General features: G+C 71.1%; 10 protein-coding genes. 3 read left to right on the forward strand and 7 right to left on the reverse strand.

Annotation, left to right across the window (positions count from 1 at the left end):
* Positions 1–58: 58 nt before the first annotated feature.
* Together DEIPH_RS16375 and DEIPH_RS16380 are read right to left on the reverse strand one after the other, a co-directional pair.
* On the reverse strand, positions 59–1,693 hold the full coding sequence (locus DEIPH_RS16375) for a chloride channel protein (protein ID WP_034360150.1): 1,635 nt from the start codon (positions 1,691–1,693) through the stop codon (positions 59–61).
* A 78-nt stretch (positions 1,694–1,771) separates the two neighbouring features.
* Positions 1,772–3,235: an alpha-amylase family glycosyl hydrolase gene (locus DEIPH_RS16380; RefSeq protein WP_034360152.1), complete on the reverse strand. Its 1,464-nt coding sequence runs from the start codon at positions 3,233–3,235 to the stop codon at positions 1,772–1,774.
* A 64-nt stretch (positions 3,236–3,299) separates the two neighbouring features.
* Between DEIPH_RS16380 and DEIPH_RS16385 the strand changes: the two genes are divergently transcribed.
* Positions 3,300–3,848, forward strand: a complete 549-nt coding sequence (locus DEIPH_RS16385) for an inorganic diphosphatase (RefSeq protein ID WP_034360154.1) — start codon at positions 3,300–3,302, stop codon at positions 3,846–3,848.
* A gap of 12 nt (positions 3,849–3,860) precedes the next feature.
* On the opposite strand, the gene DEIPH_RS16390 is transcribed toward DEIPH_RS16385, so the two are convergent.
* Together DEIPH_RS16390 and DEIPH_RS16395 are read right to left on the reverse strand one after the other, a co-directional pair.
* Complete coding sequence (locus DEIPH_RS16390; protein ID WP_034360343.1) at positions 3,861–6,377, reverse strand: phosphoenolpyruvate carboxylase; 2,517 nt, start codon at positions 6,375–6,377, stop codon at positions 3,861–3,863.
* Positions 6,378–6,407: 30 nt separating this feature from the next.
* On the reverse strand, positions 6,408–7,211 hold the full coding sequence (locus tag DEIPH_RS16395) for a TIGR00282 family metallophosphoesterase (RefSeq protein ID WP_034360156.1): 804 nt from the start codon (positions 7,209–7,211) through the stop codon (positions 6,408–6,410).
* Between the two features lie 176 nt (positions 7,212–7,387).
* On the opposite strand from DEIPH_RS16395, the gene DEIPH_RS16400 reads away from it, so the two are divergent.
* Entirely contained in the window at positions 7,388–8,128 is a 741-nt protein-coding gene (locus tag DEIPH_RS16400) for an HD-GYP domain-containing protein (RefSeq protein WP_051517460.1), read from the forward strand.
* A 236-nt stretch (positions 8,129–8,364) separates the two neighbouring features.
* Here the strand turns inward: DEIPH_RS16400 and DEIPH_RS16405 are convergent, their stop codons facing one another.
* Entirely contained in the window at positions 8,365–9,000 is a 636-nt protein-coding gene (locus DEIPH_RS16405; protein WP_034360158.1) for a hypothetical protein, read from the reverse strand.
* Between the two features lie 215 nt (positions 9,001–9,215).
* On the opposite strand from DEIPH_RS16405, the gene DEIPH_RS16410 reads away from it, so the two are divergent.
* On the forward strand, positions 9,216–10,334 hold the full coding sequence (locus tag DEIPH_RS16410; RefSeq protein ID WP_034360160.1) for an N-acetylmuramoyl-L-alanine amidase family protein: 1,119 nt from the start codon (positions 9,216–9,218) through the stop codon (positions 10,332–10,334).
* Positions 10,335–10,376: 42 nt separating this feature from the next.
* On the opposite strand, the gene DEIPH_RS16415 is transcribed toward DEIPH_RS16410, so the two are convergent.
* Both DEIPH_RS16415 and malQ read right to left on the reverse strand, forming a co-directional pair.
* A complete protein-coding gene (locus DEIPH_RS16415) occupies positions 10,377–10,964 on the reverse strand; it encodes a cob(I)yrinic acid a,c-diamide adenosyltransferase (protein WP_034360161.1) in 588 nt (195 codons plus the stop codon).
* Between the two features lie 90 nt (positions 10,965–11,054).
* On the reverse strand, positions 11,055–12,560 hold the full coding sequence (malQ, locus tag DEIPH_RS16420) for a 4-alpha-glucanotransferase (RefSeq protein ID WP_034360162.1): 1,506 nt from the start codon (positions 12,558–12,560) through the stop codon (positions 11,055–11,057).
* Between the last annotated feature and the right edge of the window lie 108 nt (positions 12,561–12,668).

The following is a 12,668-nucleotide window of genomic DNA, read 5'->3' on the forward strand; positions in this document are numbered from 1 at the left end:
GGGAGCCGGGGCGCGGCCTGTTCGGGATGGAGAGACGAACGTGGGGGCGGACCCCGCCTCAGGCTCCCGGCAACCGCAGCACGCCTTCCAGCGCGGCGTAAGCGTCGGGCCGCGCCAGGAAGACCAGTTCGTCGTCGGCGGTGAGGCGCAGTTCGGGGCGGGGGATGCGGACCGTCCCGTCCCGGACGATGCCCACGACCTCCACGCCCGGGGGCAGGGCCAGGACGGCGAGGCGCGCGCCCTGCCAGCCCTGCGGCACGGCCCGCCGGTACAGTTCCTGCTCGGAGGCGAGCGGGACCGGGCCGCCCTCGTCGCTGGAGGAGGGGGCATGCAGGGGGGTGCCGGGCGCGGCGGGGGCGCGGCGGGGAACGAAGCGCACCCCGTCGGGAAGCAGCGGCACACCCGCGTGGACGGCGCTCGCCCCCCGCGACCGGACCTGGCCCGGCAACAGGCCCGACTCGCCACTCAGCACGTGCGCGAGGCCCGCCGTGAGCAGCGAGGCGGGCAGCAGCGCGTCCCCGCCCCAGGCGACGGCCAGCAGCGCCGCCGCGACCGGGGCATTCAGGGTGACGGTCAGGAACGCGACCGCGCCGATCAGCGTCGCCGTTGCCGGGTCCACGCCCAGCACGGTCCCGAGTCCCGCGCCCAGCAGGCCGCCCACGCCGACCGAGGGCAGCACGCCCCCGCCAAAGGCCAGCCGCGCCCCCAGGGCCAGCAGCAGCCAGCGCCACGCGCCTGTCCCCAGCGCCTCCGGCCCCAGGAATCCCGACAGGCCCAGTTGCACCCAGCCCGCCCCGTCCCCCAGCACGGCGGGCGTGCTCCAGACCGCGATGGCCGCCGTGAGCAGGCCGAAGAGGCCGCCCGCCAGGGGTCGCCAGACCCCGGTGGTCCACCTTTCCGGGATCACGCGGCAGGCGAAGAGCGATGCCCACGCCGCCAGGGTGACGGCCAGGGCCACCCCCAGGAAGGCCGGGGCCTGCGCGAACGCGGGCACTTGCAGGGCTTCCACACTCAGCAGCGGCGTGAAGCCGAAGGCCGCGCCGTACACGGCGTACCCGGCGACGGCGGCCAGCACGCAGGGCATCAGCACCTCGAACTCGAACTCGAAGCGGCGGTACAGCACCTCGGCGATCAAGACGGCGGCGGCCAGCGGCGCATGCAGCACGGTGCCCAGGCCCGCCGCCGCCCCCGCCAGCGTGAGCGTGCGGGTTTCCACGGTGTCCAGCCGGGTGGCCTGGCGCAGCAGCCGCGTCCCCAGTTGCCCGAGCATCGTGAAGGGCGCGTCGCGGCCCACCAGCAGGCCCGCCGTGTAGCCCAGCAGGGTCCCCGCCAGCGTGCGCGCCTGCATCAGCGGGCCGGGCCACTGCCCGCGCGCGTGCGCCCCGCGCACGAGTTGCGCCAGCGGGTCCCCGGCGTCCTGCGGCACCAGCCAGGCATAGACGGCCCCGACCACCGGCAGCGCCAGCATCCCCCAGGGCAGCGCCGTCCCGAAGGCCATCAGCAGGCCGCCTTCCCCGGGCGTGCCGGGGGGAGCGTAGCCGGTCACCTCAGCGCCCAGGTTCACCAGCAGGTCCAGCGCCAGCCGCAGCAGAATGCACAGACCGCCGACCAGCGTCCCCAGCAGCACGCTCAGGACCACCAGGCGTCCGGTTTCCAGGCGGGTCAGGACGGCGCGGGGCAACGGAGAACGCATCGGGGAGCATGCTAATGCACGGCGGACACCGGAGGGGCGCGGGGTGCGTGACGTCCACCCGGACGGTCAACCCGGGGGTCAGGGCTTCAGCGCAAAGACCGCCGCGTCTCCTCCCGGCAGGCTCAGGTGCAGCCAGCCGCCGCTCACGCTCAGTCTGGCGTCCTGCCCCGCAAAGAGGCTGCGCGTGACGGGCTGCGGCCCTGCCTTCAGGCCCAGGGCACTCAGGCGCACGCTGTACGTCTTCCTGGCCCTGCCGTTATGCCAGGCGACCAGCACGCGCTCTCCCGGCACCTCGCGGGTCAGCAGCAACAGGTCGTCTTCCAGGCGGGTGGGCATGGGCCGCAGCGTCTGGGTACCGGCGCTGAGGGCGCGGCTGGCCTTGCGCACGGCAATCGCGTCCCGGGCCGTCCCGAACACCTGCCGCTCGGCGGGCGTCCACGCGTGCTCAAATCGCATGTCGCGGCGGTTGTCGGGGTCGGGGCCGCCCCTCATGGCGATCTCGGTGCCCTGCCAGATCACCGGCACACCCCGGAGGGTCATCAGGGCGCGCAGGCCGTAGCGGGTGCGGGCCTGACCCTGATCCTCGAACAGGCTGCCCTGGGCAAAGCGGGGCACGTCGTGGTTGTCGAGAAAGAGGGCGACCTCGCCGGGCCGGGGCAGCTCGCCCTGGCGGGTCAGCACGCTCGCCACCCGGCTCAGCCCCTGCCCGTCCATGATGCTCTGCTGCATGGCCGCCTGGAGGCTGAACAGGAACAGGCTGTCCAATCCGGCCCGCTGCCAGTCGGCCACTGTCCCGGTGTCTGCCCCGTACCACTCGCCCAGGGTCCAGGTCCCGGCGGCGCGGTCGCGGGCCAGCAGCTCGTTCAGGAAGGGACCTCCGACGTGCTTAATCGCGTCGTAGCGGAAGGCGTCCACGCCCTGCCCCCGCCAGAAGTCGGCGTTGCCGAGCAGCAGCGCCCGCACCTCAGGGTTCGCCTGCCGCAGGTCGGGAAGTCCGGCGAGGGGGCAGTCCACGTCCTTGTTTTTCGTCGCGGCACAGTCGGCCGGTCCATTGAACCAGGCCGGATGCGCCTTCACCGCTCCCGCCTCGTACCCGTAATGGTTGATGACCTGATCCAGCACCACGCGCATCCCCGCCCCATGCGCCGCCTTGACAAAGGTGCCGAAGTCCGCCAGCGTCCCGAAGTGCGGGTCCACAGCGCGGAAGTCGGCGGGCCAGTAGCCGTGATAAGGCGCGGTATCGAAGCTGCTGGCCGCCTGCTGCCGGTAAATCGGCGTGAGCCACACCGCCGTCGCTCCCAGCTGCTGGATGTAGGGCAGCCTGGCCGTCAGGCCCGCGAGGTCCCCGCCGTGCCAGGCGCGCGGGTCCGAGCGGTTCACGCTCGCGTTGTTCGCTGGATTGCCGTCCGCGAACCGGTCGGGCATCACCTGATAGACCACCTGCCCCTCGAAGGAAGGCCGGGCAGCGGTGTGAGCAGGGGAGGGGGCCTGCGCGCCCGCCGCCGAGGCGAGCAGCGCGGCGAGGAGGGGGAGGCGGCACATGTGGACATGCTAAGGGCCGGGGGCCTTTCCGGCGGCGGCTCCGCCTTCCTACTATCAGACGGATATGGCTGACCTCACGACGCTGCCGCACCACCTCGACTCGGCCAGGCAGAGCTGCCGGGCGATTGTCGAAACGCCCAGGGGCCGGCGCAGCAAGTTCGACTACGACCCGGAGTCCGGCCTGTTCGAGCTGGGCGGCCTGCTGGCCGAGGGCATGGCCTTTCCGCTGGATTTCGGCTTCGTGCCCTCGACGCTGGGTGAGGACGGCGACCCGCTCGACGTGCTGGTCCTCACGGACGAGCCGACCTTTGTGGGCTGCCTGCTGACCGTGCGCCTGCTGGGCGTGATGGAGGCCGAGCAGACCGAGGACGGCCGGACCGCGCGGAATGACCGCCTGCTGGCCGTGGCCGAGTCGTCGTACCTGTACGAAAAGATCTCGCACGTCGATCAGCTTCCGGGCGCCGTGGTCGAGCAGCTCCAGCAGTTTTTCGTCAACTACAACGCGGCCAAGGGCAAGCAGTTCGAGGTGCTGGCCGTGCGTGGCCCCGGGCGCGCGGCGGAACTCGTGCGCCAGGGCAGCGAGGCCCTCCGCCGCAAGCAGGCGGGCCACTGAGCCGGTCCAGAGTTACCCTGTGTTCCGCACCCCCGCCGCGATGCCCTGGAGGCTGAGCAGCAGGGGCCGCTCGGAGGCGTCCAGCCCGGCACCGTCGGGGCCGCTCTCCGCGCTGCGGGCGCGGTGCAGCAGCTCGACCTGAATGCGGTGGATCGGGTCGATGTACGGGTTGCGGAGCTTGATGCTCTCGCGCAGGCGTGGCTCATTTGCCAGCAGTTCCGCGCCGACCGCCTCCTGCACCCGCCGCACCGTCTCGTCGTAGGCGTCCCGGAGCTGCCCCGCCAGCCGGTGTTCGCCCGAGAGGCGCAGGTACTCCGCGAAGATCAGAAAGTCACTCTTGGCGAGGCTCATCTGGGCGTTGTCCAGCACGGTGCGGAAAAAGGGCCAGCCCGCATACATCTGCCGGGCGAGGTGGGGGCCGATCTCGCGCAGGCCCTCGGCCAGGCCGTACCAGCCGGGCAGGTTGGCGCGGTTCTGGGTCCAGCTCATCACCCAGGGAATCGCGCGCAGGTTGGTGAGGGTGGGCGCGCCGGGGCGGCGCACGGGCCGCGAGGCGATGTTCAGCCGGGCGATCTCGTGGATGGGCGTGACCGCCTCGAAGAAGGGCAGGAAGTCGGGGTCATCCACCAGGGCGCGGTAGGCGGCGGCACTGGCGCGGGCCGCGCGGGTCATGGCGGCGGTCCATTCGGCGGGCGGCTCCCCGGCAGGCCGGGCGGCGGCCAGCAGCAGGCCGTAGAGCGCCTGTTCCAGATTGCGCCGCGCCAGCACCGGATGGCTGTACTTGTCCGCCAGCGCCTCGCCCTGTTCGGTGATGCGGATGCCCGCGTCGATGGTCCCGGCGGGCTGCCCCAGAATCGCCCGGGACGCCGGGCCGCCCCCCCGCCCGATGGAGGTGCCGCGCCCGTGAAAGAAGCGCCACCTGACTCCCGCGCGGCGGCACACGTCGCTGATCCGGCGCTGGGCCTCGTGGAGCGCCCAGTTCGCCGCCAGAAACCCCGCGTCCTTGTTGGAGTCGCTGTAGCCCAGCATGATCTCCTGCACGTCCCCACCCAGTACGGCGCGGTACTCGGGCACGCTCAGCAGTTCCCACACGACCTGTGGGGCGCGTTCCAGGTCGGCAAGCGTCTCGAACAGCGGCACGGGCAGGATGCGGAAGCCCACCTCGCGCGCCAGCAGCAGCGGTTCCAGCACGTCACTGACGCTCTCCGCCATGCTGATGACGTACCGCCCGAAGGCGCGCGGCCCACTCACGCGGGTGGCGGCCTGGACCTCGCGGATGGGGCCGATGGCGGCGTCCAGTTCCTCCGGCAGCGCCTCCCCGGCGGGCCACAGCGGGCGGCGCGAGCGCAGTTCACCGGTCAGCACCTCCTGCTTGGCGTGCTCGGGGAGCTTCAGGTAATCCGGCTCCACGCCCGCCTCCCGGAGCAGCCACGCGACCGCCGCCCCCGTCTGCGCGCTGTGTTCGCGGATATCCAGGCTGACGAGGTGCTGCCCGAAGACGCGGGCGACCGTCAGCAGCGGCGTGAGCAGCAGGTCGGCGCTGCGGCGCTGCCCCTCGGCGTGCAGGCGGGTTTGCAGGGCTTCCAGCCGGGGCACGAGGTCCACCCGCTCGCCGTCCCGCAGGGCACTGTGCAGTTCGCGCAGTTCCAGTCGGTACGCTGCCTGCCCCGGGGTGTCCTCCTGCGTCTGGCCCTCGCCAGCTTCCTCCTGGCTGAGGTCGGTGTAGGCCTGCCGCACCGCCGCCAGCAGCACCTCGCGCGCGCGTTCCCGGTGCAGGCCCAGGGTTTCGCGGGTGGCGTCCGGCGTCACGAAGGGGTTGCCGTCGCGGTCGCCGCCCATCCACGAGCTGAAGGAGAGGGGCAGGTGCGCCTGGGTCTCCCGCCCGTACACCTGCCGGAAGGCCCGCGCGAGGTCGCGTTGCAGCTCCGGCAGCGCCTGACTGATGGAGGTGACATAGCTCAGGCCGCCCTTGACCTCGTCCTGAACGGTGGGCTTCAGGCGGCGCAGCTCGGGCGTGCCCCACAGCGCCTCGACGTGGGCGGCCACCCGGTCCAGCCCTTCGCCCTCCAGGCTCGGGATGTCCCGCGTGATCTCGACCAGATGGTTGCGGACCGTGCGGCGGCGCATCTCGGTGGGGTGGGCGGTGAAGGTCAGGCCCAGGTCCAGCCGCGCCAGGAGCGCTTCGGCCTCCTCCGCCGTGACGCCCTGGGCCTTCAGCTCCGTGAAGGCCTGCTCCAGGCTCTGGGGCCGCACGCCCCGCGCCTGCGACAGCACCCGTACCCGCTCGTACTCCTCGGCCAGATTCACCAGCTGGAAATACCAGGTAAAGGCCCGCACCAGATTCCCGGCGGCCTGCGCGTCCAGGCCGGAAAGCAGCGCGCGCAGCTCGGCGTCGTCGCCCCCGGCCCGGACCTCGCGCACCAGCGCCCGCGTGCGCTCCACCAGGTCGAAGAAGTCTTCGCCCTCCTGCTCGCGCAGCACCTGTCCGAGCGTGCGCCCCAGCATGTTCACGTCGCTGCTTAGCCCCATGTCCAACCCGCTGCACTGTGCGTCATGTCTCTAGGTCTCCTCGGCGTAACGGTAGCGCTCCACGCTCAGGGCGCGGTTCCCCTCTATCTGGACAATCACGCCGTTCAGCTCCGCCGGGCCGCCCGCCACGCTGAAGCGCCAGGGCCGCTCGGTCAGGAACTTCTGAATGGGGCCTTGCGGGTCGGCCCCGATGACGCTGTTCAGGGGGCCAGTAAAACCCGCGTCGGTCTGGAAGGCGGTCCCGCCCGGCAGAATCCGCGTGTCGGCGGTCGGCACGTGCGTATGGGTGCCGATCACGGCGGCCACCCGCCCGTCGAGATGCCACGCCAGCGCCGCCTTCTCGCTGGTCGCCTCGGCGTGGATGTCCACGAACACGCTGCCCAGTTCCCCACCCGCCAGTTCGGGCCGCTCCAGCAGCTCGTCCACCGCCTGGAAGGGGTTGGCGACCGCCTCCATGAAGACCCGCCCCAGCACGTTGACGACCGTCAGGCGCTCGGTGCCGCCCTTCCCCTTCACCTCGAAGGTGCGCCAGCCCACGCCCGGCGTGCCGGGGTCGCTGTAGTTCAGGGGCCGCACGATGGGATACTGGTTCTCGTCCAGCATCAGCGCGTACACGTCCTTGTGGTGCCAGGCGTGATTCCCCAGCGTGATGCAGTCGGCGCCCGCCTTCAGGATGGCCCCGGCGGCTTCCCGGTGCAGGCCGAAGCCCCCGGCAGCGTTCTCGCCGTTCACGATCACGAAATCGAAGCCGGGGCGGAGGGTCGGCAGATGCGCGCCCAGCACCCGGCGGCCCGGTTGCCCGTACACGTCTCCCACAAACAGCACGCGAAGCATGGCCCACCTTAGCGTGGGGGCCGCGTGACCGGGGGCCGCCGCGAGGGGCGCCGCGAGGCCCGTCACGCCCTGCTCACAGCTCGCGCCCTAGGCTGCGTTCATGAGTGGCGGCCCCGGTCCCTCCCTCCCCCGGCTCTCCCTGAACGTGGGCTTCCGGTGGAGTGCCAGGGAAAGCCGTGGCTGAGGCCCCGCTCACAGACCCTGCGGCGGCGTGGCTGGCCCGGGGCGTCCCACGTCCGGAGAGCCGTCCCTTCCCGGCGCGTGATGGGGCCGGGCTGGATGGCCTGTGTCTCGCCGCCGACCGTTCCCGCGAGGCTGCGGACACGCTGGACCACCTCATCTGCCTGCTGGGGGTCGGCCAGGAGGGCTGGCACGCGGAGCACGTCCGCCGCGTGGTGCTTCAGGCCGAACGGCTGGCCGCCGCCCTGGGCCTTGCGCCGGACGAGGTCCGGGCCGTGCGCTGGGGCGCGGCGCTGCACGATATCGGCAAGACGCGGGTGCCCCAGGCGATTCTCCAGAAAACCGGCCCGCTCGATCCCCTGGAGTACGGCGTGATCCTCCAGCATCCCGAATGGGGCGTGGAATTGCTGGAGGGGTTGCCGTTCTTGCCCCAGGCCACCCGGGAAGCCGTGCGCTCGCACCACGAGCGCTGGGACGGCGGCGGCTATCCGGCGGGGCTGCGCGGCGATCAGATCCCGCTGAGTGCGCGAATCGTCAGCCTGGCCGACGTGTTCGACGCCCTGACCCAAAGGCGGCCCTACAAGCCCGCCTGGACAGAGCAGGAGGCGGCCCGCTCCCTGCTGCGCGAAGCGGGCCGGCAGTTCGACCCCGACCTCGCGCCGCTGTTCGTGGAGGCCGTCCTGGGCCTGGGACACCTGACGGCTCTGCCTAGCATCACCGGCTATCCCCTCTTCTGAACTGTGCCCCAGCCTGAAGCCGTTGCCATCAGAATGCGGCGTTTTTCCGCAGGCGTTGGCCGAGGGGAGCGGGTGAAATAGGGAGAGCATCCGGGACTTGCCAAGCTCCGAAAGAGAGAAGGGAGCCGGAGAAGGTGTTTTTCCTCCTCCGGCTCCCTTCGGATAACTGCTCCAGTGGTGCTTTCCCCCGAGGGCCGTCATGCTGCCCCATGCTCTGAGGGCCGCTTCTCAGGCCCTTACCGGAGGTAGGGGGCGAAACGGCTCACGGCGGCGGCATCGGGGCCGGCCGTAGCGCGCAGCAGGCGATTCCCGCTGAAGGTCAGCAGCAGCGGCCTGCTTCCGGCCACGACCTGCTGACCCTTGACGGGAAGGGTGAGGCGGGCGTCACCGCTCAGCAGGACCTGCACGGTCCGCGTGTCGAACACGAGCGTCTCCGCGCTCAGGGCGGGGGCCGTCGCCTTCACCCGGCCCTGGGCGGTCACGAAGCCGGTCTTCACGTGCAGCACCACCCGGCCCGCGCTGAGGTTCTTCAGCCGCGCGTCGTTGTAGGTCACGTCGCCGGACGCGGTGACCGTGCCGAGTTTCAGGTCGTAGGTCACGCTCTGGGCGTGCAGGGTGCCGCCCTGACGGGTGGTGAGGGTCGCGCCCTGCGCGCTGAGGCGTTCGCCGGGGGCCAGCTGCATCTGGTCGGCGCTCAGGCGCAGCCCGGTGGTGGCGTCGGTCGCGGTGCCGCCCTGCGGAAGGTCGGTCGCGCCCGTTTCCAGATTCAGGTTCTGGGGACCCCGGGGCGTGACGTTCAGGCCGCCAAAGGACACGGCACTTCCCGTCCCCAGCGTCAGCGTGGCCAGCAGCGAGAGGAGGAAACGGTTCATGTGCCCCACCCTAGCGCCCGCCCCCTGAGCGGCGTGAGCGGCCGAATCAGCTTCGGTTCAGCCCCGCGAGGTGCGGCAGTCCAACTTCACACCACGCGCGTGTGCCTGGGGCGACTCCGGCCTGGGTACTGTCCCTGGCCCGGCTTCCCGGAAAGCCGCTGGTTCACGCGGGCTTTAATCTTTCTGCACGGTGTTCGGCGCTACACTTCCAGGCAGTGAAGCAACTTCTTCTTTTCCTGTTGCTCGCCGCGTCCACGGCGGCGGCGGCGCCCCGCGTGGGGACGCACGGCAGCTACACCCGGGTCGTGTTCGACCTGCCGCGTCAGGTGTCCTCCAGTCCGGCCAACCCCACGACCCGCGTGACCGGCCAGAGCGTCACCGTGAAGCTGGGCGTCACCTTGCGGGCCGAGGGGGGGCCGCTCAGCGCGCCCGGCGTCACGGCCTACGCGGTCGCGGGCGGTACCGTGACGGTCACGCTGGCGAAGGGCCACGCCGACGCGAAAGTGCAGGTCATTCCCTCCCAGGGCGGTCAGCCCGCCCGCCTGGTCATTGACGTGCCGACGGCGGCGGCCGCGCGGGTCCCGGCCCTGCCTGTCCGCAGCGCCGCCCCCGCTGCCGTGACGCGGCCTGCCAGCACCCGCGCCGTCACGCGGCCCCGCGTGGTGCTCGACCCCGGCCACGGCGGCGTCGATCCGGGGATGCAGAGCCGCTGGGTCCAGGAACACGCGGTGACGCTCGACGTGGCCCTGCATGTGCGCGACGTGCTGCGGCAACACGGCGTGGACGTGGTCATGACCCGCGAGAGCAACACGGACCTGAGCGCGGACAAGGCCACCGACCTCGACAAGCGTTCCAAGCTGGCGACCAACGACAAGACCAGCGCTTACGTCAGCATTCATGTGAACGCCTCGACGGACCCCGCCGGGCAGGGGATTGAGACGTACTACTTCGGGCAGCCCATGCCGGGGCGCAGCCGCAGCCTCGCCGTCACGGAAAACGGCGGCGGGAGCGTCGGGCAGGAACTGACCCGCCGCGCGGCGGGCAGCGCCCAGAACCTGCTGGGCGACCTGCTGGCCCAGGCCAAGCTGTCCTTCTCGCGTCAGCTGGCCCAGAAGGTGCAGTCGCGCCTGATCGCCGCGACCGGGGCCATGAACCGGGGCGTGCAGACCGACGCCTTTTACGTGATCCGCAACCCCACCACCGCCGCCATTCTGATCGAGATCGGGTTCGGCAGCAGCCCCGTCGAGGGTCCCCGCCTCGCCCAGCCCGCCTACCGTGACCGGGTGGCCGAGGCGATCGCGCGGGCGATTCTGGACTTTCTGAACATGCCGTAGGCCGCGCGCGGGACGCGAGACTTTCCCGCGCTCCGCTTCCTGCTACCGCCGCTTTTTCACGGTCCACGCCTGCTCGCTCAGACCCGCAGCCTGATTGGCGGCGCGGGCCATCACGAACAGCAGGTCGGAGACGCGGTTGAGGTACACCTGCACGTGGGGATTGATCGCCTCTTCCTGCGCCAGGCGGATCACTTCCCGTTCGGCGCGTCGGGCGACCGCGCGGGCGATCTGAAGGCTGGCGGCGGCGGGCGTGCCGCCGGGATGCACGAACCCGGTAAAGGGCGGCGCGTCTTCCTGATAGCGGTCGATCATCGCCTCCAGAAAGGCCGTGTCCTGGGCGTCGATGCGGCTGAGATTTTTGGCATAGGGGCTGTCCTGCCGGGTGGCGAGGTCGGCCCCCAGGTCGAACAGCGCGTTCTGGAGGTATTCCAGGTCGGCGTCCAGCGTCCCGCCGGGCTGCGGACCCGTCGGCGGCTGACCGTGCGTGTGGTGCGCCCGCGCCAGCCCGATCACACTGTTCAGTTCGTCCACGGTCCCGTAGGCCTCGACCCGTGCGTGTGCCTTGCTGACCCGGTCCGCGCCGTACAGGCCGGTCGAGCCGCCGTCTCCTGTTCTGGTGTAGAGCTTCATGGGGACAGGGTAGTGGGTTATGAGTTGGAGGTTGTGGGGAAAAGGACGCGGGAGCCGGAGCCTCTGCCCTGGACCCACGACCTCCGCCCCCTACACCCGCCCGGTCCGTTCCGTCAGCTCGCGCAGGTTTACGGCGAGGTGGGGGCGCAGGTCGGCCGCGAGGTAGCGCCAGGTCCAGTTCTGGGGGCCGGTTGTGCCGGGCAGGTTCATGCGGGCCTCGCTGCCCAGGTTCATCAGGTCCTGGAGGGGCACGACGGCGAGGTTCGGACGACTCTCCAGCGCCATCCGCGTGAGCTGCCACGCGAAGGTCTCCTCGCTGGGGTCGCTGTGGGTGTACAGCCGGAAGTTGTGTTTCTCCTGCTCCTCGGCGTGCTGCCACCACCCGCGCGAGGTGTCGTTGTCGTGGGTGCCGGTGTACACGACCTGATTCGCGCGCAGGTTGTGAGGCAAGAAGTCGTTCACGCTGAAGTCGCCGCCGCCGAACGCGAATTGCAGGACGGCCATGCCCGGCAGCCCGAAGTCGTCGCGCAGCTTTTCCACGTCGGGCGTGATGACGCCCAGGTCTTCCGCGATGATCGGCATGCTGCCCAGGGCGCGCTGCACGGCCTCCAGCATCGCGTGACCGGGTGCGGGGACCCAGCGCCCATGGATAGCAGTCTCGGCGGGAAAGGGGACCTCCCAGTACGCCGCGAAGCCCCGGAAGTGGTCGATGCGGATGAGGTCGTACAGCTTCAGGCTGCCCCGGAAACGCTCGGCCCACCACCCGAAGCCGTCCTGCTCCATCACGTCCCAGCGGTAAAGGGGATTCCCCCACAGCTGCCCCGTCTCGCTGAAGTAGTCCGGCGGCACCCCCGCGACCACGGTCGGCTGGCCCTGGTCGTCGAAATAGAACTGCTCGCGGTTCGCCCAGGCGTCGCTGGAATCCAGCGCCACGAAAATCGGGATGTCCCCGATCACCTGCACGCCCCGCTCGCGGGCGTACTCGCGCAGCGCCCGCCACTGCCGGAAAAACAGGAACTGGATGAACTTGACCCGCTTGATGGTGGGGGCCAGCTGCTCACGCGCCGCAGCGAGCGCCTCCGCCTCGCGGTCGCGGGTCCCCGCTTCCCAGGCGTTCCAGGGCAGACCGCCGTGGGCGTCCTTGAGGGCCATAAAGAGGGCGTAGTCGTCCAGCCAGGCGGCTTCCTCGGCCTCGAAGGCCCCGAAGTCGGCCTTCAGCTCCGGACGCTCGCCAAAGGCGAAATGCGCGTAGGCGCGGTTCAGCATCTGCGTGCGCCACACGTACTGCAACCCGAAATCCACCCGGGCCGGATCGAAGGCCGGCATGCCCTCGAAGTCGCTGGGGTGCAGCAGCCCCTCTTCCCGCAGCGTCCCCAGGTCGATCAGGTAGGGATTCCCGGCGAAGGCGCTGAAGGCCTGATACGGGCTGTCGCCGTAGCCGGTCGGGCCGAGCGGCATCACCTGCCAGTACGTCTGCCCGGCCTGGGCCAGCCAGTCCACGAAGTGCCGGGCCTGGGTGCCGAGTTCCCCGATGCCGTAGGGGCCGGGAAGGCTGGTGGGATGCAGCAGCACGCCGCTGGAACGCTTGATGGTCATGGGGGAGTCCTCCGTTGCTGGGGCGAGAGACGGACTGGAAGTGATTCCATTCGACAGCGCGCATTCTACCCATTCGGCACGTTGTGCAGAGACTCCGAAAAGAACGGG

Origin of the sequence: Deinococcus phoenicis (assembly GCF_000599865.1) — a bacterium.
GTDB lineage: Bacteria > Deinococcota > Deinococci > Deinococcales > Deinococcaceae > Deinococcus > Deinococcus phoenicis.